18 protein-coding genes are annotated in these 24959 nt (G+C 43.2%); 1 reads left to right on the forward strand and 17 read right to left on the reverse strand.

Translation table 11 applies throughout. The annotated features are described in order from the left end of the window. Nucleotides 1–187: 187 nt before the first annotated feature. Entirely contained in the window at nt 188–1699 is a 1512-nt protein-coding gene (locus ACESQI_RS22855) for a hypothetical protein (RefSeq protein WP_002559321.1), read from the reverse strand. Between the two features lie 25 nt (nt 1700–1724). Next, nucleotides 1725–4523 (reverse strand): TonB-dependent receptor, encoded by a 2799-nt coding sequence (locus tag ACESQI_RS22860; protein ID WP_263667954.1) that lies wholly within the window; start codon nt 4521–4523, stop codon nt 1725–1727. 216 nt (nt 4524–4739) lie between these two features. Here ACESQI_RS22860 and ACESQI_RS22865 point away from each other — a divergent pair, with 216 nt between their 5' ends. After that, nucleotides 4740–7556: an ATP-binding protein gene (locus tag ACESQI_RS22865; protein WP_195660948.1), complete on the forward strand. Its 2817-nt coding sequence runs from the start codon at nt 4740–4742 to the stop codon at nt 7554–7556. Between the two features lie 207 nt (nt 7557–7763). On the opposite strand, the gene ACESQI_RS22870 is transcribed toward ACESQI_RS22865, so the two are convergent. From ACESQI_RS22870 to dxs, 15 genes are all read right to left on the reverse strand, one after another. Next, complete coding sequence (locus ACESQI_RS22870) at nt 7764–9206, reverse strand: NADH-quinone oxidoreductase subunit N (RefSeq protein WP_002559324.1); 1443 nt, start codon at nt 9204–9206, stop codon at nt 7764–7766. A gap of 41 nt (nt 9207–9247) precedes the next feature. Next, the gene (locus ACESQI_RS22875) at nt 9248–10732 is read right to left on the reverse strand and encodes a NuoM family protein (protein ID WP_044094882.1); all 1485 of its coding nucleotides are present in this window, start codon (nt 10730–10732) and stop codon (nt 9248–9250) included. Between the two features lie 48 nt (nt 10733–10780). Further along, a complete protein-coding gene (gene nuoL / locus ACESQI_RS22880) occupies nt 10781–12709 on the reverse strand; it encodes an NADH-quinone oxidoreductase subunit L (protein WP_195660876.1) in 1929 nt (642 codons plus the stop codon). Between the two features lie 46 nt (nt 12710–12755). Further along, nucleotides 12756–13064 carry an NADH-quinone oxidoreductase subunit NuoK gene (gene nuoK / locus ACESQI_RS22885; RefSeq protein WP_025818955.1) on the reverse strand — a complete coding sequence of 103 codons (309 nt, stop codon included), beginning with the start codon at nt 13062–13064 and terminating at the stop codon, nt 12756–12758. 146 nt (nt 13065–13210) lie between these two features. Next, complete coding sequence (locus ACESQI_RS22890) at nt 13211–13723, reverse strand: NADH-quinone oxidoreductase subunit J (RefSeq protein ID WP_122200867.1); 513 nt, start codon at nt 13721–13723, stop codon at nt 13211–13213. A gap of 92 nt (nt 13724–13815) precedes the next feature. Continuing rightward, nucleotides 13816–14286 (reverse strand): 4Fe-4S binding protein, encoded by a 471-nt coding sequence (locus ACESQI_RS22895; protein WP_002559329.1) that lies wholly within the window; start codon nt 14284–14286, stop codon nt 13816–13818. Between the two features lie 71 nt (nt 14287–14357). Next, on the reverse strand, nt 14358–15434 hold the full coding sequence (gene nuoH / locus ACESQI_RS22900) for an NADH-quinone oxidoreductase subunit NuoH (protein WP_002559330.1): 1077 nt from the start codon (nt 15432–15434) through the stop codon (nt 14358–14360). Between the two features lie 187 nt (nt 15435–15621). Continuing rightward, nucleotides 15622–17214, reverse strand: coding sequence for an NADH-quinone oxidoreductase subunit D (locus ACESQI_RS22905; RefSeq protein ID WP_234130735.1), 1593 nt, complete (start codon nt 17212–17214; stop codon nt 15622–15624). A gap of 97 nt (nt 17215–17311) precedes the next feature. Beyond that, on the reverse strand, nt 17312–17899 hold the full coding sequence (locus ACESQI_RS22910) for an NADH-quinone oxidoreductase subunit B (protein ID WP_002559332.1): 588 nt from the start codon (nt 17897–17899) through the stop codon (nt 17312–17314). Next, a complete protein-coding gene (locus ACESQI_RS22915; protein ID WP_002559333.1) occupies nt 17890–18240 on the reverse strand; it encodes an NADH-quinone oxidoreductase subunit A in 351 nt (116 codons plus the stop codon). Before ACESQI_RS22915 ends, ACESQI_RS22910 begins: the two co-directional genes overlap by 10 nt. Nucleotides 18241–18388: 148 nt before the next feature. Then, a complete protein-coding gene (locus ACESQI_RS22920; protein WP_002559334.1) occupies nt 18389–18763 on the reverse strand; it encodes a hypothetical protein in 375 nt (124 codons plus the stop codon). 248 nt (nt 18764–19011) lie between these two features. Continuing rightward, nucleotides 19012–20463, reverse strand: coding sequence for a TrkH family potassium uptake protein (locus tag ACESQI_RS22925; protein WP_002559335.1), 1452 nt, complete (start codon nt 20461–20463; stop codon nt 19012–19014). A gap of 158 nt (nt 20464–20621) precedes the next feature. Continuing rightward, entirely contained in the window at nt 20622–21962 is a 1341-nt protein-coding gene (gene trkA, locus ACESQI_RS22930; protein ID WP_007484117.1) for a Trk system potassium transporter TrkA, read from the reverse strand. A gap of 58 nt (nt 21963–22020) precedes the next feature. After that, nucleotides 22021–22191 carry a hypothetical protein gene (locus tag ACESQI_RS22935; protein ID WP_195349376.1) on the reverse strand — a complete coding sequence of 57 codons (171 nt, stop codon included), beginning with the start codon at nt 22189–22191 and terminating at the stop codon, nt 22021–22023. After that, a complete protein-coding gene (dxs, locus tag ACESQI_RS22940; RefSeq protein ID WP_234130736.1) occupies nt 22160–24121 on the reverse strand; it encodes a 1-deoxy-D-xylulose-5-phosphate synthase in 1962 nt (653 codons plus the stop codon). The genes ACESQI_RS22935 and dxs overlap by 32 nt, the downstream gene beginning before the upstream one ends. Nucleotides 24122–24959: the final 838 nt, after the last annotated feature.

Genomic DNA, 24959 nt, shown 5'->3' on the forward strand with positions numbered 1-24959 from the left:
AATTAATATTCAATTAAATAACAATAAGAAAAGTACATATGCAATAGTAATTTATTTAATGCGTCGGCCCTGCACCGGGCAACAATACATTCCTTCCTAACCTAACCAATGAGCCATCCCGGGCAATCCTGTCTACCTGATATTTAAATAGTCTCATCGCCTGGCGTACCTCCCCGTGCGGGAAGCACTAATAGTCTGTATTTTCCGGATCAAAGTTGGTCCAGTTATCCATCCAGTTGTCTTGTGCGGAGAAAGCACCGATATAAGTAACTTTTTCCAGTTGGGTAGCATTGGGTACGGCATCGAACGAAGCTTTACCCAGCAGTGGACTTTCGCTTGTTGGTGCATATTTCTGTCCTACGTTTTTCGTGTCGATTAGTTTCAGATCGTCTTCGTTCTCAAACACTGTATTTCCTTTCTGTGCTTTGAAGAAAGTGCTGGAATAAGACGGTTTTGTTTCGTCGTAAGTAATCTTACCGTCACTGTATGTACCAAGTACATCTTCGTACTTCTTGTTAGCATCCGTACCCACAACCGAGTTCTTGCCCAAAGCCAGATAGATGTTTTGCAATACGATCTTCCCTTCTTTGGCCGATTCAACCGTATTTCCTTTTTCACCGTCGATGATCAGTCCGATAGGCCAGCCGATGGCTACGGAATTAACGCAATTCAGGTTACTGCTGCGACGTATCTGCATAGCCGACTGGAATTTACCAAGACCGGAGTTGTTATTAGGATAGAGATCACCGGCATTGATGTAGTCCGAAGTATTCTGGAAATCAGCGTTGAGTTTTGTGGCAGGGCCTACAAAGGTAACATTACTGAATACAGCTGTCGTAATAGGCGTGGCTGCGATATTACCGTCAGCACAGTTGTCCGACTCAAATCCGTTACTCTGTGATACGTCTGCAATTTTCGGGTCACGCACGCCCAGGCAGAATTGCACGTTTCCGGAGAATCCATTGTCCGTATCAAAGTCGTCGTCCCAGCCTTTGTAAGCAATCAGGTGCTTGCAGTTTACGCTTCCGCCGAACCATTCAAAAGAATCGTCATTAGAATAGGATACCTGCAGGTGGTCTACTACCGTACCTTTACCTACCGAACCGAAAGTGATACCGTTGATTTCCTTATCCTTTTCAAAAGGGAAACCGGCAAACTCTACACGGATATATTTGAAGATACCGGAGTTATCGTTATCGTCATTGCCTCCATGTTTGGTTCTGGGACCACCTTCTATTTGCTGCTCTTTCTGATTGTTATTTGCCTTTCCGCAGATGATGAGTCCACCCCAGTCACCCGGACGGCGGAGACCTTTTTTCATCATGGAAGTCATTACAATCGGTTCTTGAGCCGTACCTTCGGCAATCAGTTTACCACCACGTTCTACAATTAAAGCGGCTTTTGTACTCTTGTCGCCACGGATTACCGTACCCGGGTCAATGGTAACCGTCACTCCGTCAGTGATGTAACACCAGCCTTTCATAAGATACGTACCTTTGGTGATGTGTACGTTCTGTTTCACTTCCCATTGTTGGGCACCCTCATTATTGCCGAAGAGTACTTCCAGATCTTTAATGTTGGTGTCCTCATTCGGATCGATAAAGTAAGAAGGAGCACTTTCGTTATCGCTACAACTTGTTATGGTGCCAAGTGCCAATATAGATGAGAGGCAAAGGGCTGCAAACATACTCTTTTTCATTGTCATTCTTTGTTTAAGTGATGAATTATAGATTAAAACTAATACTCAGATTAATATTTCTTCCGGGCTGATAAGCGCGGGTGATCTCTTCATGTTCTGACTTCACGTCACCTTTGCGTACCTCCGAGACCTGTTTGAAGTAAACTTTTTCGGCAAGCAGATCGCGTACACCGGCTTTCACTTCCCAACGGCCGAACTTCTTACTTAGAGAAAGGTCTATTGTGTTACGTGGCATCTCATAGGAGTTGGGTAAGTTGTTGGTGTTTTCACTTCCGGCACTTCCTACACTGCGGCCTACTCCGATGATGCGTTTTCCGATACGGTTGTAAAGTACGGCAGCATTCAGTCCCAGCTTCTCATTCTGATAGAAAAGGCCTGTATTGATGAGGTAAGGAGATTGTCCCTGCATGGGGCGGTCAAGCTCAATGCTGTTCTTATCGAATTCTACCTTACTTTTGATCCATGCTCCGTTGAAAGTCCAGCTTAAATCTTTCAGGCCGATAAAGCCGAGGTTCTTACGGATATCAAGTTCGATACCATAGTTGTTGGCTGCTTTGGCATTCTTATAAGAATAGGTGAGGTCTGTTCCTCCGTTTACGGTATAAGTCCACTCTATCGGATTCTGGAAGTTCTTGTAGAAAAGTGCTACTGAGATCACCTCTCCGCCGGAAGGATAATACTCATAACGGAAGTCTATATTCTGAATATACGCAGATTTTAAGTCCGGATTTCCTTCTACCGGACTTGCTAGATCGAAGTCATAATATACGGAGCTGGAAACTTCACGGAATTCGGCACGGTTGACAGACTTTCCGTAAGCCAGACGCAATTGCTGCTTTTCCGTCAGTTCATAGCTGATGTTCAGAGACGGAAACAGGTCATTATTGGTATAGTACTTGCTTTGGGGGCTTTTGGCTGTAGAGCGGGTATTGCTGATCAATTCCATTTGATTGTACTCATAACGTACTCCCGCGTAGATATTAAAAGCTCCCAAAGGCAGATTGGCTCCTATGTATCCGGCTGCCAGGATATTATTTCCACTGTAGTCATTCAGTTTGTTGGGCTCTTCAAAGAGGTGAAGTTTGTCTAAACCATAATTCTCCGGACGTAATACGGTATTTATCATATCCATATAGCGAAAGTCAGCCGGGAGTGTGTTGCTTGCCTGATTCCAGTTATAATAGAAGCGGCGGGTGGTAAACTCACGTGTACGGTATTCGCTGTAAGCACCGGCTTTCAGTGTCGGATTGAATGTACCGAAAGAATATTCGTGTTGATAGTTGATGTTGGCCGAAGCAATGTGTTCGTCCAGCTTGTAGAACTCACGGCTGATATCCGAACCACTGGTTAGCCCTATCCTGTCCTTTTCAAGTTCATCATTCAACAGGATGCGGCGACGGTCGGGCATATTACGGTTGGCGTATGCATATCCGGTACTCCAATCCAGTTTGCCGTTGTCAAAGGTATGTTTTCCGGTGAATTGCCCGTTGTAGGTAGTCCGGCTGGAGTAGTAATATTCCATACTCCGTTCATTATTGCTCTGTGCATCTATACCTTCGCGGGTGGTGTACCGACTTTTGCCAAGCTGGTTGAAGATGTTCTTGAATTCAAAATGATGACGGCTGTCTTTGGGTTGGAAAGTAAGATTTGCCATGGCTCCGAGGCGCACATCGTTATTGTATTGGTTGTCTATGCTTCTGCGTAGATATACTGAGTGGTCATGAGTTACGTCATAAGCTCCGAACAGGGAGTTTTCCATATCCTTGTAAGTTTTATAGCTGTTGCTATAGTTCAGTGTAGCCAATAGACCGTATTTGCGTCCGCTTTCCGTATCCCAGATGTGGCTGTAGGAAGTATTCAGTTTCAAATCGGGCAGGGGCTTTTTGCTTTTTACGGTCCAATCATTGTTCAATCCGTTATTCATCAGATCCACGGCCTTGCCATCAAAAGTATTCATTATTTTGTCAATGCCTCCTTGTAGTGAACGTAGCCCGTTGTCGAAACCAAGCAGATCGGTTTTGCTTCCCTTGTTATAGTAGAAATCCCTGAAATGGGTATTGTCATTTACTGCCGCACCCACAGAGAGGTTAAAGCTGTTTTCACTTGGCATATCTTTGGTATTGATCATAATAAAACCTCCTGTGAAGTCCGAGGGATATTCCGGTGCAGGACTTTTCACGATCACCATGTTGTCAAGTTGTGAACTGGGAATGATGTCAAATGAGAAAGCACGTGAATCGGCTTCCGAACTGGGCACGGCCCCTCCGTTTATCCATACATTATTATACCTTTGCGAGAGTCCGCGTACCATAACAAACTTTTCATCGATAATGGATACACCTGGTACCCGCTTGATAACCTCCGAAGCGTCTTTGTCTTGTGTTTTACTGATTTGCTGGGCCGATACTCCGCTTTGTACTACCAGGCTTCGGCGTTGGTCGGTCATCATTGCCACATCGGTATTTCTTTTCATGCGTGCCACAACGGTGACATCACTCAACGTCTGTGCGTCAGCCTCCATCTCAAAGTTAAGTATGAGTGGCGCATGGGTGACCTTTATATCTTTCTGTATAATGTCTTTATATCCTATGTATCTTATTTCAAGCGTATATATACCACTCTTGAGATTGTTGAATTGGTACTTGCCGTCCATGTCGGCAACTGTTCCGAGTGTAGTCCCTGAAAGTTGTATGGTTGCTCCGGTCAGTGGCTCGTTTGTAACCCGGTCTGTGACTGTACCATGAATGTTACCTGCTTGTGCTGCAAAAGTCAGTACGGTGAGTAAAAAGAAGAACGAAATTGCTTTTCTAAATGCTTGTTTCATATTCATTATAGGTGTATTTCTTTTGACGTTGCAAAGGTGCGGAGAAGGGATTACATAGGTAATACACTTGAAATACAATCGGTTTGCACTTCTGTTACAATCAGGTGTCTTTATGGGTTTTTCGATAGGTGAAAATGCTGCATGTAAAAAAACTCTTTTAGTGCCATAATATATAATTAATTAATTACTTTTGCCGAATATAGATAATTGTATTGTATGGCCGTTTCTACTAACTTTCAATGCAACGATTACGAACGTTTGCGTGAGCTTACTTTTTTAGCACAAATAGGCTGGTGGGAGGCCAATTTTGCTACCAGAACTTTTCGTTGTTCTGAGTATATTTGCGATTTACTTAAACTGGAAAACGATGAGATCAGTTTTGATTCGTTTTCTCGTTTGATCCGGCAGGATTATAATGGACGTACCAAGCGTGAATTCATCTCTTTGTCATACATTGATGTATATGATCAGACTTATCCTCTGCTTATTGATGAAAAGGAAATATGGATTCATTCACATCTGGGTTCTAAGAAAAGAAATAAAGCGGGTGAATTAATAGCCTTTGGCTATATTCGTCAGGTGGAAGGAGCAGAAAAAGATATGGCAGCGAGGCTTGCCATACGTACTAATGAACAACTTGCACGGCAAAACTCAATTTCACAATCGCTCTATTATTTTGTTCAGGAGTCGGATGCTACACCCGGTATCAATAGTATATTGAATGATATACTTCAGTTTTTTCAGGGAGGGCGCGTTTATATCTTTGAGTATGACGAGGAGTGTAAACATCATAGTTGTATTTTTGAGGTCTTGGCAGATGGAGTGAAGCCGGAAATTGATATTTTACAGAATATCCCGGCTCAGGAACTTCCATGGTGGACGGAGAGAATTCTTTCCGGGCAGCCAATTATCCTTAATTCTGTTGAAGACCTGAAGGAAAAAGCTCCGGCTGAATATGATATTCTTAGTAAGCAGAATATTAAATCGCTGTTGGTTGTCCCTCTCAAATCTGGGGAAAAAGTACGTGGGTATCTGGGAGTGGATTTAGTGAAACGTACTCATATGTGGAGCAATGACGACTGTCAGTGGCTCTCTTCATTAGCCAATATTATCAGTATTTGTACCGAACTGCGTTATGCCCGTGATGAGGCTAAACACGAGCAGGCTTTCATGCACAATTTGTTTCACTATATGCCTATCGGATATATTCATATAAGTATTGTACGTGATGCTGAGGGTAAGCCGATAGATTATCTGGTCACTGATACGAATCAGATGTGTACTGATCTGATGGGGATTCCAAGTACTGATTATATTGGGAAATATGCCAGTGAACTGCATGTTAACTATCAGCAGAAGCTGAATTATATTGCTGATATTATAGATGGGAGTGGTTATAAAGAATTAGAAGTATCTTTTCCTGTATCCGGTAAAAATAGCCGTTGTATTGTTTATTCTCCTGAAAAAGATGAGATAGTGGCACTCTTTGTTGATATAACAGAGACTGAACAGGCACACAAGGCACTGGACCGTAGTGAAAAGCTCTTGAGTATAGTCTTTGCTAATATTCCTGTTGGTATAGAAATCTATGATCAGAATGGTTTCATGATCGATATTAATAATAAAGACATGGAAATATTCGGGGTTCGTGACAAAGCAGATGTATTGGGTGTTAACGTATTTGATAACCCGAATATATCGGAGGAAATCAGAGAACGGATGCGCAATGAAGAAAAGCTGGATTTTCGTATGAATTATACGTTTACCAGTATACGAGAATATTATGAATCTGAAAGAAAAGGATATATAGCTCTCTATACCAAGGTGAGTAAGTTCTTTGGCAAGGATGGTAAGTTTCTCGGGTATATATTTTTGAATATGGATAACACCGAGCAATTGGATGCTATCAAAAAGATACAGGATTTTGAAAACTTCTTCCTTTTGATTTCTGATTATGCTAAAGTAGGCTATGCGAAGCTCAATCTTCTTGATAAGCAAGGATATGCTATAAAGCAGTGGTTTAAGAACATGGGTGAGGAAGAGGATGCTCCGTTGGCAGATATTGTAGGTGTGTATAGTAAAATACATCCCGACGATCGTGAACAGATTCTTAATTTCTATCAGGAGGTAATAGAAGGACGTAGTAAAAGTTTTCGTAGTGAAGTCCGTGTACACAAGACAGCAGAGGAAATGCAGGATTCCAAAGTTCCGGATTTCTCCGAATGGAATTGGGTGCGGATGAATATTATGATGTCTCATTATGCTCCTGAAGAAGGACTGATAGAGATAATAGGTATCAATTATGATATCACGGAAATGAAGGAGATCGAAGTCAAGTTGATTGATGCCAAAGAAAAGGCAGAAGAAGCCGACCATCTGAAAAGTGCTTTCCTGGCTAATATGAGTCATGAAATACGTACTCCGCTGAATGCGATTGTAGGTTTCTCCGGATTATTGGTAGAGACCGAGGATGTGGAAGAACGCAAACAGTACATCGGTATTGTTGAAGAGAATAATGAGCTATTGTTACAGTTGATTTCGGATATCCTTGATTTGTCGAAAATAGAAGCTGGTACTTTTGAATTTACTATCACGGAGGTGAATGTAAATTTGTTATGTGAGGACATTGTACGTAGTATGCAGGGAAAGACCACAGAAACAGTAAAGCTGGTATTTGATAAACATTTGCCGGAATGTTATATTATGAGTGATCGTAACCGTCTGCACCAGGTTATCTCTAACTTTGTGAATAATGCAGCTAAGTTTACTTCGGAAGGAACTATAAAAGTAGGATATGAACAACTGGAAGATAGTAGAATTCGTTTTTATGTGTCCGATACGGGTATTGGAATTAAGGAAGAATACCGGGTGCAGATTTTTGATCGTTTCGTGAAGCTGAATTCATTTATTCATGGTACCGGTTTGGGGCTTTCTATTTGCCGGAGTATTATAGATCAGTTGCATGGTGAGATCGGAGTGGAATCTGAACCGGGTAAAGGCTCCTGTTTCTGGTTTATATTGCCGATAGTGTAAGGACAGCTTGAAGCTATCGGCACTTATCCCGAAGTGATGGTTGCACTTACACGGAATAACAGTTACATTAAAAAACGCAGATTACACAGATTATCGCAAATTGAATTTAAGTTTTGCGATAATCTGTGTAATCTGCGTTTAGAAGTTACATGTTGATAACTTTCTCACGCTTCTGATATTCTGCTTTGAAAGATGATCATCCGGTCTTTACAGTCCGAATGCGAACTTATCTATTGTCTGGTAAACTACACTTGCAATACCTAAGCCTAAAATACCCAATACACAAAGTGCCAAACCTATTCTTGTACAGTTGTCACTTCGGAATGCCGGTGCCGGATTGTCTGAAGGAGTAATGTACATGGCTTTCACTATCAACAGGTAGTAATATAGTGAAATAACAGTGTTGATCAGCGCTATGAACACCAACAGATGGAAACCTGCCTGGAATGCCGACATGAAGATGAAGAACTTAGAGAAGAATCCCGCAAACGGTGGAATACCTGCCAGTGAGAATAGAGACAAGGTCATAATGAATGCCAGTTTCGGGTTTGTTTTATAAAGTCCTGCATAGTCTTCGAGCGTGAATCTTTGGCTGCGGAGTGCTACAATAGTAATCACTGCGAATACGCCTAAATTGGCTACTGCATAAACCAATACGTAGTATACCAGTGAAGACATTCCGGAAGCTGTACCGCCAATCACACCCAGCATAATATATCCTGCCTGAGAGATACTGGAAAATGCCATCAGGCGTTTCAGGTTCTGCTGTCGGATCGCAAACAGGTTAGCTATTGTAATAGAAACAATTGTGATCCAGTAAAGAACCTCCTGCCAGTCTGCTATCATCGGGGCAAATACTTTAATCAATACTGTGAGAAGTACGAAAGCTGCCGAACCTTTTGAGATGACACTTAGGTAGGCTGTTACCACACTCGGTGCACCTTCGTATACGTCTGCTGTCCAAAGATGGAAAGGAACCAGAGAGAGTTTGAATCCCATACCGGAGAAGAAAAATACAAATGCCATTACCTGCAACATATTACCATCAATGTGTGCAGGCAGGTCGTTGAAGTAAAGAGTACCGCAAGTGCCATAAATCATCGATAAGCCAAACAGCAATAAAGCGCTGGAAAATAAGGCTGTCAAAATGTATTTGGCACCAGCCTCGGCAGAGTGGTGACGGTATTTGTCGAAAGCAACCAGTGCTGCCATCGGAATACTGGCTGTTTCCAGGCCGATGAAGAACATCAGGAAGTGTCCGGCAGATATCATGAGATACATACCTAATAAAGTGGAGAGTGTCATGATATAAAATTCACCGCGTTTGATTGCTGTATCTTCCAGCTTCAGCCATTCGGCAGCCATAAAGAATACGATAATCGTGCCGATGTTGAGCACTGCTTTGATAATGGTTTGCATCGGCGTATATTGATACATTCCGCCAAAAGCTTCCGCATTACCGGCTGCAGGTACCAGGTTGATAACCGTATGAATGATCAGCAATGCGATAGGAAGCAGGGTTGCAAAACGTGCATGTCCGGGAGTATTTCGCTTTTCCGGGTCCATAAACAAGTCAGCCAGAAATATAATGAGGATAACTGCTATCAGTGATAACTCCTCTTTCATATATAGAAATTGTGAATAATCCATTTCTATCAAATCTAAATTAATAATTAAAAATTAAAGAGAGATCACGGGATTAAGTTGGATACTACAGGCAGAACACTACCACTGATCATATCACTTATCCAGAACGGAGCCAACCCCAGACCTGCTACACTAATGATGAGGCAGATCACGGCGAAGCGTTCATCCCAGGTAGCATCTGTCAACGCCAGGTGATGTTTGTTGGTACAGGTTCCGTAGAGTATTTTACCTACGAGACGCAGGATATATACGGCCGTGATAACAATACTTGTACAAGCGATGATGGTCATTGTGCGGTAGAATACACCGGTATTCTGGAAAGAACCGACAAAGATAGTCATCTCAGCAACGAAACCGCTTAACCCCGGAAGTCCTAAATTGGCAAGACCGGCAATAACATAACATACCGAAAGAAATGGCATCACTTTCATTAATCCGCTCAACTCGCGGACGTCACGGGTGTGGGTACGTCCGTAAATCATACCGATAAGAGCAAAGAACAGGGCTGTCATTAATCCGTGTGAAAGCATCTGGAGTACAGCACCTGTGCAGGCTGTCTGATTCATCATCAGGATAGCGAAAAGTACCAAACCGCAGTGGCTTACGGAAGAGTAGGCATTGATGTATTTCAGGTCTGTTTGAACACAAGCCGAGAAGGCACCATACACAACGGAGATACCCGTCAGAATCAGGAATATCCAGCTTAGTTCGTTGGCTGCTTCCGGCATCAGATACATGGCAATACGGAAACAACCGTATCCTCCTAACTTCATCAATACTCCGGCGTGGAGCATAGATACAGCTGTCGGTGCGGAAGCATGACCGTCGGGACTCCATGTATGGAACGGGAAAAGGGCGCCTAATACACCAAATCCAAGGAATGTAAGCGGGAACCAGATGCATTGTTGGGAGAAGGGGATATTGTGTAACTGTGCTATCTCAAGGATATTCATTGTTGTTCCACCTGATCCGAAGAAGATACCTAATATGCCTATCAGCAGAAAGGCAGAACCGCCCATCAGCATCAGTGTCAGCTTCATGGCTGCATATTCTTTGCGGCCCGATCCCCATACACCAATAAGCAGGTACATCGGAATAAGTGCTATTTCATAGAACATGAACATTGTGAACAGGTCTATTGAGATAAAGAACCCGAATACACCCATAGACAACAAGGTGAACCACAGAAAGTATTCTTTGGTAAGTGGCTGCAAACGCCAGGAGGCGAATGTACCGGTAAATACGATGACAGCCGAAAGTAGCAACATAGCTACAGAGATACCATCGACACCCACGGAATAAGCTATGTGAAGGGGCGCATACCAGACTGTGTCGGCCCGGAAAAGCATCTCGGAGGTATCTCCACCGGCGCGTGCCTGCAAATACCCTACTGTTAACGCAATGGCCGAAATCAATAGTGCCGAAGAGCCGACTACCATTACCGTGCGTATCTGCGCAATGCTACGGCTGAGCCAGAGAGCAAACAGCATCAGAAGGGGAATTAGTACGAAAATTGATAAGAAATTCATCTTTATATTTACAATTTAACGATTTACGATTTACGATTGAAATTACTCTCAGAGAATAAGCAACAGGATAAGTGCCAACGCTCCACAAAGGAATACGTAAGCATACTGTTGTACCTGACCACTTTGTAAGCCACGGATCGAATCACTTGCTGCATTGGCAGCCCAGGCGATGAAATTGAATGTACCATCTATCACATGACGGTCAAACCAGGCAATGGGTTTGCTGATGCAACGGAAAATAATCCGGTGAGTGACGAACTGATACACATCATCAATGTAGAAGCGATGATAAGCAGCTGTCCACAGACCGGAAAAGCGGTGTTGTAAACTGTCGGCAAGCGGCTGGCTCTTGCCTTTGTACATAAATGTGGCAAGTGCGATAGACAAAAGGGCAACAATAATACTTGTTCCTGCCACCGTCCAATCCAGATGGATGGTATAGGATTCCCCGTTGGACGAAATAAAATGTCCGAAAGGAATGAATCCTGCTCCACAGGTGACAAGTGCCAGGAATATCAAAGGGATAGTCATAGCCAACGGACTCTCATGAGGGTGAACTCCTCCGGTTCCATGTGGAGTGTGGTGGCTATCATCGCTTGACGAAACCCGGTTCGGCGCCTCGCCGCCCCAGAAAATACCGTAATAAAGACGGAACATGTAAAACGCTGTCATTGCCGCAATTACAGTCATAATCCAACCCATAACCGGGCTGAAAGCGAAGCAGGCTGCCAGAATTTCATCTTTAGAGAAGAAACCGGAGAAAGGAGGGATACCAGCAATGGCCAGACATGCAATCAGGAATGTGATATGTGTCACAGGCATATATTTGCGCAATCCGCCCATAGCCGACATTTCGTTGGAGTGTACCGCATGGATAATGCTACCTGCACCGAGGAACAACAATGCTTTAAACATAGCATGTGTGAACAGGTGGAACATGGAAGCCATGTAACCTAATCCTCCGTGATGCGGATCGGCAGAAGTACAAACTCCGAGGGCAACAATCATAAATCCTATCTGTGAGATAGTAGAAAAAGCAAGTACGCGTTTGATATCGCTCTGCACACAAGCTACGCTCGCTGCATAGAATGCAGTGAATGCACCCACGTAAGCTATCCAGTGCAATACATCCGGTGCATAGGCAATGAATAACGGGAACATACGTGCCACCAGGTATACTCCGGCTACCACCATGGTTGCTGCGTGAATCAGGGCGGATACAGGTGTCGGACCTTCCATCGCATCCGGTAACCAGATATGTAACGGGAACATGGCACTCTTACCGGCACCACCCACAAACATCAGTCCTAATGCCAAAGGTAACATGGAAGCTCCTCCGCTGATCAGTGAAACCGTGTCGGGAGTGAAACCGAATGTACCTCCGTAATATCCGTAGATAAGGATACCAATCAGGAAGCCCAGATCGGCAAATCGGGTAACGATAAATGCTTTCTTACTTGCTGCAATAGCTGACGGTTTGGTATAATAGAAACCAATAAGCAGATAAGATGAAACACCTACCAGTTCCCAAAACAGATACATCTGGAAAATGTTGGTGGCTACTACCAGTCCCAGCATTGACATGGTAAACAGGCTCAGAAAGGCATAATAACGCTGGAATCCTTTTTCTCCTTTCATGTAGCCGAAGGAGTAGATGTGTACCATCAGTGATACAGTAGAGATGACGATGAGCATCATTACTGAAATAGGATCGAGCAAAATTCCCAGGTTGAATGTCAGTGTTTCTGTGAAAGGAAGCCATTCAACGTTATAAGGTATCCATGTAGCAAACGTACCATCTTCCAGGCGTGGAGCCGAGAAGTATTGCACTGCAGTGACGTATGACAGCACAGCTACCACTCCCAGCACAGTAGTGCCAATGATACCCGCTGTACGATGTGTCATCCATTTACCTCCGATTCCCAATAACAGGAAAGAGAGGAAAGGCAGGAGAAGTATTAATATTGTATATTCCATTTGATTAAATTAAAAATTGAAGATTAAAAATTAAAAATTCTCCCTCTCACCATTTCATATCATCCAGTTTCTTCACCTGGATACTTCGGATATTACGGTAGATATTGATCATGATCGCGATAGCGACTGCTGTTTCTGCGGCTGAGATAGCAATAGAGAACAGTGCGAAGAAATATCCTTCCAGACCATCCGGGAAAAGGAAACGGTTGAATACAGCGAAGTTGATATCTGTTGCATTCAGCATTAATTCTACGGATATCAGTATAGCCAACGTGTTGCGGCGTGTAAAGAATCCGTAAATTCCTGCAAACATCATGATGGTTGAAACCACCAGATAATATTCCATGTGTATCATCATATCTATTTACGATTTTACGATTTACTATTTACGATTGAGATTACTTTGATTTACGATTTATTATTTACGATTGAAGCTACCTTCGATTTACGAGGCTATGAAGAGCTTACTTCAATTGTCTAATCGTCCAATCGTCAATCTTTTTATCTTTTACGTGCAATTAACAATCCACCCACGATGCAGGCCAATAATAGGATACTGACTGCTTCGAACGGCAGAATATATCCATACTTGTCTCCTGACAGCAATGCATGTCCAATTGTCTTGATTGTTATCTCTACAGGTTCAGGATTGCCTACAGATACAAAGCGGTGGCTAAGTGTAATAAACAGCACAATGATTGCTCCTGCTACTGTTGTCCCCAGTCCGGCTATGAGTTTACTTCGTTTCAGCTTTTCGGCACGGTCGCCTTCTCCACTGGTTAGCAGGATGGAGAATACATAGAGTACCACAATACCGCCGGCATAAACCATTATCTGCACCGAAGCCAGGAATGTGTATCCCAGCAGAAAATAGATACCTGCCGTACCAAATAGTACGAAGAGCAGGTAAGTGGCCGAACGCACGATGCGTTGTGTTGTCACCGTCATGATACACATCACTGAGATGAACACGGCCAGAAAGTAGAATACTACTGTTTCAAGTGTAAATTCCATGAATTTAGTGTTTAGTGTTCAGTGATAAGTGATTAATAAGGAAGTGAGAAGATACCGCAACTTGCTAATCACTAATTACTAAACGTTAATCGTTATTTACTTATTACTTTACTGCCTTCGTGATTTAGCTGTAGGACGAGCTTTGAACGATCAAATACGGCATGTTCAAAGTTCTGGTCGAACGTAATAGCATCATGTGGACAAGCGTTTACACAAAGCTGGCAAAACATGCATGCACCGAGGTCGTATTCGTATTTGGCAAGTATTTTTTTCTTTTTGCCCTCTGCTGTTTCGATTGTTTCGGTAGTGATGCTTATCGTATCGTTAGGGCAGGCATTCTGACACAATCCGCAGGCTATACAATGATGCTCATTGTTTTCGTTATGTGGCATATTCAGTGTGCCACGAAAACGGTCGAACATCTTCAGCTCCTTCCGGTTTTCCGGATATTGCTCTGTAATCTTCTTGCGGAAGTACACCTTCATAGTGGTCTTCATACCGGTCAGCAGCGTGCCGATACCATTAAACAGACCTCCTAAATATGTATATTCTTCTTTTTTCATTCTTCTTTGTAGTTTTATTAATTATCACGTGCCGTAATCACCGCTTGGCGCATCTCCCCGTGCGGGAAGCACTAGAAGTGGAGGCCAAAGACTACGATTAATACCATTAGTAGCAGGTTCAATAATGAGATAGGTACCAGGTATTTCCATTCCAATGCCAGAATCTGGTCGATACGCAGACGCGGGAAAGTCCATTTCACCCACATCAGTAGGAATACTACAAAGAATGCCTTTGCGAAAAACCAGATAAATCCCGGTATATAATCCATTACTGCATTAAATCCGTCCAGTCCGGAGATGTGCAATGGCATCCATCCTCCGAGAAAGATAGTAGCAGCTACAGCCGATACGATAAAGAGATTCAGGTATTCTGCCAGGTAGAAGAATCCGAAATGCATACCCGAATATTCTGTATGATAACCAGCAGTCAATTCACTTTCTGCTTCAGGAAGGTCAAATGGACCACGATTACACTCGGCATTACCGGCAATCAGATAGATGATAAATGCAATTACTGCCGGAATGTGTCCTTTGAAAATGAACCAGCCATTGGCCTGGCTTTCTACTATTTCAGAGAATTGCATTGTACCCATCAGCACTACCATTGTTAGGATGCTCAATCCTACGGAGAGTTCGTAACTGATGATTTGTGCACCACTACGCATTGCTCCGATAAGAGAGAATTTATTGTTGGAACCCCATCCGGCAAGCAGGATACCTACCACGCCTACACTTGAGGCTGCCAACAGGAAGAATACACCCACATTAAAGTTGAGTACCTCCATACCTTTATTGATAGGTAAACATGCAAAGGTGAGGAAAGAGGCGATAATCACCATGAACGGAGCCAGGTTATAGAGAAACTGGTCTGCTCCTTTCGGATTGAAAATTTCTTTGGTGAGCATTTTCAGCACGTCGCATATTACCTGTATAGAACCCCAGGGGCCTACACGCATCGGACCAAGACGGCATTGGAAGAATCCGCACACCTTACGTTCCATATATATAAGTACAATGGCCAATACTGCATACATCAGTATGATGCATACTCCTATTGCCACACATTCGATGAATACAGCCCACCCTTCCGACATGACAGAAGTCAGCATTTGGTGTATCCAGTTTGTTACAATACTAAAGTCAAACATATCTATATTTACGATTTATTTCCTACGGTCATGACCATTATCTAATCTTTAACACATAGGAACGTTGACGATTTACGATTTAAAACACTCTGTATTACGATTTTCTTATTTACGGTTTACTCTTTTTACTCTTTCCGCTTCGCGCAGCCAAAATCGTAAATCGTAAATCGTCCAATCGTAAATCCCTTTATCTGTCAATATCCGGTACCACATAATCCAATGTTCCTCCGATAGCAATCAGGTCGGCTATCTTTGCTCCACGGCAGATGGTATCGACTACACTTACCAATGGCAATCCTGTTGAGCGATAGTGCAGGCGGTAAGGAGTTTTGTCTCCCCGGCTTTCAAGATAAACACCGAATTCACCGCGGCTCCCCTCTACGGCAGCGTAGTATGAACCTTCGGGGACACGGATGATTGGCTTCATCTTCTCCTGGAAAGGACCTTCGGGGATGTTGTCAATCAATTGCTCTATGATGTTAAGACTTTCCATAATCTCATCCATACGTACCATGTAGCGGGCAAAAGAATCGCCTTCCGTATAGACAATTTCTTTGAAATCTACTTTGTCATATACTCCGTAAGGGATACGTTTACGAACATCACAAGCCCATCCGCTGGCACGTCCCGTACCACCGGTAGCCCCAAATGAAATTGCATCTTCACGACTCAGTACACCTACACCTTTCAAGCGGCTTTGAGCGATTATATTGCCTGTAAAGACGTCATGGTATTCGTGAATGATCCCTCTCATATAAGGAATGAATTCTTTTACCCGTTTTACGAAATTCGGATGCAGGTCTGCCTGTACGCCACCAATGGTGTTGTAGTTCATAATTAGTCGGCCGCCACAAGTTTCCTCAAAAATATCCAGTATCTTTTCTCTGTCGCGGAAACCGTAGAAGAAAGCAGTCAGTGCTCCCAGGTCCATACATAGGCAGGCGTAAAACAACAAGTGGGAGTCGATGCGTTGCAATTCATCCATGATGGTGCGGATGTATTTCACACGATCACTTACTTCGATTCCCATTGCCTTCTCAATACACATACACAGGGCATGTCGGTTCTGATGTGCTCCTAAATAGTCGAGACGATCCGTTAGCGCCAGAGTCTGCGGATAGGTGAGGCTTTCGTTCATCTTTTCGATACCCCGGTGGATGTAGCCACAGTTGGCATCTATCTTGTGGATAATTTCACCTTCCAGTGATACGCGAAAACGGAGTACACCATGTGTTGCCGGGTGTTGAGGGCCGATGTTTACTACATACTCTTCGTCTCCAAAGAGAATGGTTTCTTTGTTTTTGATCGTTCCGTCCGGATTTAGTTCTATTTCTGTTGTAGTATCAATGGTGTCCTCGTTTGTCATGCAGAGCGGATTGTCCTTTTCCGGATCATTATCCTTACGTAACGGATAGCCTATCCAGTCATTGCGCAGGAAAAGACGTCTCATGTCAGGATGGCCTGAAAAGACAATACCAAAGAAATCGTACACCTCACGTTCATTCATCTCTGCTGCTTTCCAAAGATCACATACAGAAGGTATTTCCGGATTTTCCCGGTTGAGGGTAGAAGTCTTTATAGTGATGCGTTCTCCGGTTGTTGTCGATTCCAGGTGGTAGACCACTCCCAATCCACGGATTGCGTCCGGTGCATCACCTTCAGTAGGCTCTCCCCAGTCCATACCGGTGAGGCTTTCGAGGAAATCCATTTTCCGTTCGTTTCGCAAGCGTGTCATTTCTTTACGCAACGCTGCGGGTTTAATATATTTAATTTCTTGCATACTATATTAGTGATTAGTGATAAGTGATTAATGATAAGTGAGTAGTGATTAGTGAATGAATATACGCCGCATGGTACTAATCACTAATCATTAACCACTACTCACTGTTTCTCTTTTCCTTTCTATTTGTTCCGCCGAAGAATTTTTCAATCTTCACCTTGCGTTGCAACTGCATCATACCATAATAAAAAGCTTCAGGGCGGGGCGGACATCCGGGAATATACACATCTACCGGTAAGATTTTGTCAACTCCGTTTAGCACATGATAAGACTTCTTAAATGGTCCGCCGCTAACGGCACATCCACCTACGGCAATCACATATTTCGGATCTGCCATCTGATCGTACAGGCGTTTCAGTACCGGTGCCATTTTGTTTGTGATAGTACCACATACCATGATCATATCTGCCTGACGCGGACTGGCACGGGCTACTTCAAACCCGAAACGGGCCATGTCATAACGCGCGGCACCCAGTGCCATGAATTCGATACCGCAACAACTGGTTGCGAAAGTAAGCGGCCACAGCGAGTTGCTGCGTCCCCAGTTGATGAGGTCGTCCAACACTCCCACGAAGACGTTTGCGCCGCCTGCGTTGAGTTCCTGAACCAGCTTCTCCAACGATTCGTTGTCGATAAATTCCTCATACGGGATAGATTTTATTTTTGGTTTTTTGGTTATTTCCATTCCAAAGCTCCTTTCCGCCAGGCATAAGCAAGTCCCAGCACTAATATTACTATAAAGAAGACAACGCTTACAAGCGCTTGTACGCCCATGTCGCGTACTACTACAGCCCATGGAAAGAGAAATACTGTTTCTACGTCGAACATCAGAAACAGGATCGCAAACAGGTAGTAACCTACACGGAATTGCATCCATGATTTCCCACGCGTAGGAATACCACATTCATAAGCTTCGAACTTTTGTGCATTATATGATCGTGGAGATATGGCTCTTGACAGAGCTATAACCACGCCGACAAATGCAATTGCCGTTAGCAAAACAACAACTAACAATGTAAAATTCATAATCCAAGTATATATTTAGATTGAGAAACGTTTTTCTGAAACTAAACGGAAGGTGAAATTCACCGTAAATTACGCAGACTGACACAGATAAGTGAAATAGAATATATTGCACAATAACATTGCATACCTGTGTAATCCGGAGGTAAAACTAAATTAAGATTTTCCTCTGCCCGTATATGTAGAACACTATCGGGTCTGCAGGATTGTGCGTATATTGATGCGATGAATAGATACAATCGGGAGGGATAAGGCCTTTGTATTCACACTGGCGTGCGGTCAGCCTGATAAAATTTTTATCGGTGGGCACGTGTGAAAGGTCACTATAACCCATTTCGCAGGAAAGTACAGAATAGAAATGATAAATTTTTTCAATAGCATTTCGCACGGGGCGCGCCTGTGAAACGGAACATTCTTCGTAGCTGTGAATATCAGGTATAACAATCTCCTTTGTTACATCCATCATAGCTGAATGGAGTAACAAAGCAAATATTAAAAATATACCATATTTTAAGCTTTGTTTCATGTTTCTTCTTTAAACGGCTGCAAATATAGGATTTAAATTCATTCTTTTTGCAATCTCTGCATGACAAAAAAGGTTTTTTTAACTCACGACAAATTTCTATGGCACACGGATAAGATGGATAAACGGTTGATAACAGATAAGATCTTCTTTCTCTTTGATAACCAATAATAAAAAGCTCTGTTGTTATCCGTTTTATTGGTGTACCATGAGAACATAGCGCGACGTTGGTTCACTAATATGAACTGGGGTTAATTCTTTTTCCAAAAATCCGAACTAAACAATAATAATACAGTGAACAGTTCGAGTCGTCCAAGTAACATAAAGAATGACATTAACCATTTTCCCATGTCGGGCAGTTCATTCCATGAATAAGCTGGGCCACACAGACCGAGTCCCGGCCCCATGTTTCCCAGACTCGATATAGTACATCCCAATGACTCTAATAAACCTACTCCCATGCCCATCATTGCCAGAGTGCCGACAATAATCAGCACTGCATACAAGAAAGAAAATGCCAGTACCGTAGAGCGTATGGAAGGTGATATCACCTGTTTGTTTACACGCACCGGAAGCACTGCATTGGGATGTGTAATATGTTTGAATTCATTTCTGGATATCTTAGCCAATATCAATAAACGGATGCATTTCATTCCTCCTGTAGTACTTCCTGCGCAAGCTCCTATAATCATAATAACGGTTAGTGTACCCCACAACACAGAAGGCCATGTCATATAGTCTGCTGTTGCAAAGCCGGTAGAAGTGTGCAGGGAGGCTACCTGAAAAAGCGACTTACGAAAAGCCTCTTCAACTCCCATTGAACTATTATAGTAAAGTACTATTGCGATGAAAGCGGTAAAGCCTATGACTGACCAGAGATACCATTTTAACTCGGCATCATGAATAAACTTCCTGAATTTACCGTTGACAAACAATAATAATAAGGTGAAATTTATACCCGATACAAACATGAATATAGAGATTACATATTCTATATAAGGAGAATGATAAAATTCAATGCTGGCCTGTTTGGTAGAGAAACCGCCTGTTCCCGTAGTAGCAAATGCATGGCAAATACTATCGAACACATCCATACCTCCCAGCATCAGTAAAATGATAAGTGCCCCTGTCAGTCCGGCATAAATACTCCAGATCCATTTGGCTGTGATACCAATACGCGGATGCACCTTATCGTGTGTGGGGCCACTGGCTTCGGCTGCAAATACCTGAATACCACCTACTCCGAAAATGGGAAGTACGGCGATTGTAAAAAATACGATTCCCAATCCTCCGATCCACTGCGTCATGCTGCGCCAGAAAAGAAGTCCGTGTGGCAGTCGCTCGATGTCATCCAGTATGGTTGCTCCTGTGCTGCTGAAACCGGACATTGTTTCAAAGAAAGCATTTGTGACAGAGGGTATATAGCTACTCAGATAAAATGGCAACATGCCGAAAAGTGAGAAAGCTACCCAGGCTACACTGACGATGACATATCCGTCACGACGTCCCAAGCGTTTTTCTGCTCCCCGTCCGATAAGAAGTAACAGAAATCCTACACATGCCGTAATACCCGCCGATTGCAGGAAGCTTGGCAGGTCGTCTCCCCGATAGAGCAATGACACTCCTCCGCAACACAACAACATAGCTGTCTCTATTAATAACAGAAACCCTATGATGCGATATATCATTTTTGAATTAATCACGTTGTTTAATTGAAAGTTGAAAATTGAAAGTTGAAAATTGAAGATGGCTGTGCAGTGTGTTTGCTTTGTGCTTTCTTAATTTTTTAGGTCCTCTTTTCTTATTGATCATTACTCCTACGCTACATAGCCATTTTCAATTTTCAACTTTCAATTTTCCATTAATTAAAGTATTTCTCGATTTTCTTTATCATCATACTCAAGCAGAACACCACTACGTGATCTCCTGCATTTACTTGTGTGTCACCGGTCACTAATATACCTTCTCCGTTACGGATCATACCTCCAATGGTGGTTCCTTTGGGCAATCCTAAATCCTTGATGAGATGTTTGGTTACTTTAGAACCAGCTTTAACTGTAAATTCAGCTACATCTGCGTTGGCAAATGTAAGGCATTTTACATTACTGACATCTGCGTCCAGCATCATTTGATAGATATGGCTGGCGGCAATCATCTTTTTATTGATGACTGTACCGATATCCAAGCTCTCTGCCATACCGATATAGTCGATATTCTCTACCTCTGCTACTGTTTTGTCAACACCCATACGTTTGGCTGCCAGGCAAGCTAGAATATTCGTTTCCGAATTTCCGGTCAACGCTACGAAAGCCTCTGTGTTTTTTAATCCTTCTTCGATAAGTAGATCCATGTCGCGTCCGTCTCCGTTGATAATCATGGTACGGTCGTCCAGCAATTCTGTGAGTCGGTTGCAACGACTGATATCATTATCTACGATTTTCACTTGCATGTAATCCGGCACATATTGGGCTGTACGTACGGCAATACGGCTTCCACCCATAATCATTACATTACGCACATCGGCGTAATCTTCCTTACCCGCTATCTTACGTATGTAGGGAATGTATTTACGGGTGGTAGTGAAATAGACGATGTCATTCAGTTTAATAACATCATCTCCCCGGGGGATGATTGTATCCGTACCTCGCTTGATGGCTACCACGTGATAAGGAATAGTGGGGCCACCTAACTGGTGAAGCGGTATATTCAGAATTTCGGCTTTTTCACGCATTTTGGCACCGATCAAGATAAGCGCTCCGCCACAGAACTCCCACCACTGGCGTACCCAGCTCATTCTCATAGATGATACTATTTCTTTGGCTGCCAGCATTTCGGGGTAAATCAATGAGTCTACGCCTAATTTCTTGAAAAACTCTTTGTTTTTGGGCAACAAGTATTCGTAGTTATCAATGCGGGCTACTGTTTTCTGTGCTCCCAGATTATGAGCCAGCATACAGGCTGTCATGTTCCGGCTCTCGTCCGGGGTGACTGCTACAAACAGATCGGCTTCCTTTACTCCTACCTCTTTCAGTCCGGAGATGGAAGAAGGGGAGGCGGTGACAGTCATGAGGTCAAAGTTATTACTCAACGCGCTGAGTTTCTCTTCGTCGTCGTCCATCAATATGATATCCTGCTTCTCGCGGGATAATAATTTGGCGAGGTGTGTGCCTACATTACCGGCACCGGCTATGATTATTTTCATTTCTGCTTATTGCTGTTCTTTTTTTGTTTTAAGTATTAAACAAGTCTTGAAACGCAGATTAGCATAGATTAACGTAAAGAATATCTTTCCTCAAATATAACGTAGCCTTACCGTCTGCGAAAATTTGCGTTAATCTGCGTTTTAATTTATTTCCAGCACTTACTTTATACTCCATCATGGCACGTACTTTTTTCTCTTCAAACAGCTTGATAGCTTCTTTCTTTGTCATCTTTCTTCCACTTTTTCATTTTTTCTACTTCTCCCTTCTCTAACTCCTTCACTATTCCTTCTTCATCCAATCCGCAGAGTGCATACAACTGTGCAACTGTTCCATGTTCTACGAAATGATCTTGTATACCTATGCGTCGTATTTCGGGAGTGTATTCGTGATCTGCCATAAACTCCAACACCGCACTGCCCATACCTCCGGCTCTGATTCCGTCTTCTATGGTCACGATGTGTCTGAATTGTTTCCCTATTTCATGAAGTAGCTCTTCATCCAGTGGTTTAAGAAAACGCAGGTCATAATGGGCAATACTTCTTCCGGGCTGTTCTTTCTCCACCCGCGCTATGGCTTTGGCGGCTGTATTACCTATGGGACCAATGGTGATGACAGCCAAGTCGTTTCCTTCTTTCAGTTTTCTTCCACGTCCTACAGGAATTTCCTCCAACGGACATTTCCAGTCTACCAATACTCCTCGTCCGCGTGGATATCGTATCACGAATGGTCCTTTATCCGGCAGTTGGGCGGTATACATCAGTCTGCGTAATTCGTGTTCGTTCATGGGCGATGCTACGGTGAGGTTGGGTATCGGACGCATATACGCTAAGTCGAACATGCCGTGATGCGTTGGGCCGTCTTCGCCCACCAGACCGGCGCGGTCGAGGCACAACACCACCGGCAGTTTCTGAATAGCTACATCATGAATTACATTGTCATAAGCCCGTTGCATAAAAGAGGAGTAAATATTGCAGAAAGGCAGCATACCGTCCTTTGCCATTCCTCCGGAGAAAGTCACGGCATGTCCTTCGGCTATACCGACATCGAATGCACGATCCGGCATCTGTTCCATCATATAGTTCATGGAACATCCTGTAGGCATGGCAGGAGTGACTCCTACAATGCGCGGGTTTTGCTGTGCCAACTCAATTAGGGTATGTCCGAAGACGTCCTGGAAGAGTGGTGGTAATCCGTTTGTGTCGGCAACCAGACGTTTTCCTGTTTTAGGATCAAACTTGCCGGGTGCATGCCAAATACCCGGGTGCTTTTCTGCCGGTTCGAATCCTTTCCCTTTCAGGGTGTGCAGGTGGAGCACTTTAGGCCCTTGCATATCTTTGATATCCCGTAGGATACGGGCGATATTTTTTACATCATGTCCGTCCACCGGCCCGAAATAGCGGATGTTCATTCCTTCAAAAATATTCTGTTGCTGGGCAACAAGTGATTTCAGGCTGTTCCCCAGGCGGATGAGTGCTTTCCGGCGATCTTCGTTCAGCAGTCCTATTTTGAAAAGCAGGCGTGAGATTTTGAACCGTAATTGATTGTAGCGGTTGGAGGTGGTCAGGTTGAACAGGTATTGTTTCATTCCACCTACGCTACGGTCAATAGCCATGTCGTTATCATTCAGTATGATAAGCAGGTTGTTTGGGGTAGCCGATGCATTGTTGAGCCCTTCAAAAGCCAGTCCGCCACTCATTGAACCATCGCCGATAACAGCTACTACGTGGCGGCCCAGTTCTCCTTTTTTCATGGCTGCCACTGCCATACCCAACGCAGCCGAAATGGAATTTGAGGCATGCCCACAAGTAAACGTATCATATTCGCTCTCTTCGGGCGATGGGAAGGGACGGATGCCTCCCAGTTTCCGGTTGGTGGAGAAGGTGTCGCGGCGTCCGGTGAGAATTTTGTGTCCGTAAGCCTGATGTCCCACATCCCAGACGATGCGGTCATAAGGTGTATTGAATACATAATGCAGAGCCACCGTGAGCTCCACCACCCCCAGACTGGCGGCAAAATGGCCCGGGTTGCAGGAAACTTCTTTAATAATGTCTTGCCTTAGTTCGTCACATACTTCAGGCAGTTGTTCAGGCGTGAGCCGTCGCAAATCTTCGGGAGTATTCAGGGCGTTTAGCAAGTTATATGTGGGTTCATTTTTCATGTTCTGACTGAATTGATATGCAAAAATACGAAAAGAAAAGGAAAGACGTTCTTTTTTAATTGGAAAAAGCAGAAATGATGTTTTTTTGTATAAATTAATGTAAATACGTGCTGGAGATTTCTGCAAATGTACTGTTGTAGTACAGCTCTTTTACAAATAGAAACAATAAAATGACATGAAAAACGAAACAGACTTAGCGTGCTCTTTTATATAAGATTCCAAACGGGATTTTTACATACCCTTTCGCTCCGATCAGAATACTTTGGTATGATACCGATCATATTATTGAAAAAGGTATAAAAGAATATGAGTTGAATTGTTTATTGACCTCTATCTGGTAGGGGCGGGGACTTTACTTTTCGGCAGTCCTTTTTCTATGCTATTTGTGGTTCTTTGGCAATTTAGTTGAAAGATTTATTTTTGTACGGTTCTGAATGTTCTATGATAGAAATATACAGTACATGCCTATTTACAATTTGACAAAATGATATTCCTGATCCTCTGTAATCCTCTAATTTAAGGGAGGGTTCTCACAAGTGATAAAAATCTTCGTCATTTCCGGTTTTGATTATTCCCATTGTACGGTTTGCAGAGGATTACATGACAAAAACATCTTATTTCTTGGGATATTCATTGCATAATTTAGGTTTATGAATTTTTTGATTATACTTTTAATAGTTAAGATTGGAGCGAATTTACTTGTCAGTTAGCGTCGGAAAACGTTATTTAAGACGGTTTTATTTTTTCTCGTAGAGTCTCGGGTCGTTTCTCTACGAGGTTCGGGTTGTTCCTCGTATACTCTATTAAAACCAAATGTTTCCGCAGAATATTGCTTTAA

This window comes from Bacteroides sp. HPS0048 (assembly GCF_964240755.1).
GTDB lineage: Bacteria > Bacteroidota > Bacteroidia > Bacteroidales > Bacteroidaceae > Bacteroides > Bacteroides nordii.